The organism is Candidatus Symbiopectobacterium sp. NZEC135 (assembly GCF_025962695.1).
In genome coordinates, this window is sequence record NZ_JAGFPF010001233.1 from 1 (window position 1) to 647 (window position 647).

The window sequence follows — 647 nt, forward strand, 5'->3', positions numbered from 1 at the left end:
TGGGCAAAACGGCGGCTCAACCAGTAATTTAACCGGTTTGCTCGGCGGCGGCACGCAGGCGTTGAGCGCGGGCACGATGGGCAATGCCGCAGGCATTTTGCAGTACTGCATCAAGCAGAAGCTGGTCTCCGCTACCAATACTGAAAATATCAAAGATAAATTGCTGGATAAACTGGGGCTGAACAGCGCCGAAAAACAGAAACAAACGGATTACACCCAGGGAATGGCCGGGATGTTGCAGACCAAGGATGGGCAGGCGCTAAACCTGAATAATATCGGCAGCACGCCGTTGGCCGAAAAAGTCAAAACCAAAGCCTGCGATCTGGTGCTTAAGCAAGGGATCGCGTTTCTTTCCTGATGGTGTGGCCGGTGAAGGCCACACTTTTTAGGGTATCGTGATAACAATCGCGCCTGGCGGCAGACGAGCGTCTGCCGTTACTGGTAACTGATCACCACGACTTTGACCGTTTCGCTTAAGGAGAGGGGGGCAATATAGCCCACGCCCTGGGGCAATGTATGCTGTTGCGTTAGCTGAGCGAGGGTGAGCGTATGTTGTTGTCCTTGCCGAAAACACTGCGCCGTCACCTGCTGTGATTGCGTTGAAATATCACAAGGGGGGTCAACAATGGTGCCAACAATATGGATAA

Annotated in this window: 2 protein-coding genes; one reads left to right on the forward strand and one right to left on the reverse strand. The window is 52.9% G+C overall.

All coding sequences use genetic code 11. From position 1 onward, the window contains the following. Window positions 1–358 (forward strand): DUF2501 domain-containing protein (locus tag J5224_RS33540; protein ID WP_264629200.1); only part of this gene is annotated, 358 nt, incomplete at its 5' end. A 77-nt stretch (window positions 359–435) separates the two neighbouring features. On the opposite strand, the gene J5224_RS33545 is transcribed toward J5224_RS33540, so the two are convergent. Further along, window positions 436–647 (reverse strand): type 1 fimbrial protein (locus J5224_RS33545; RefSeq protein WP_264629201.1); only part of this gene is annotated, 212 nt, incomplete at its 5' end.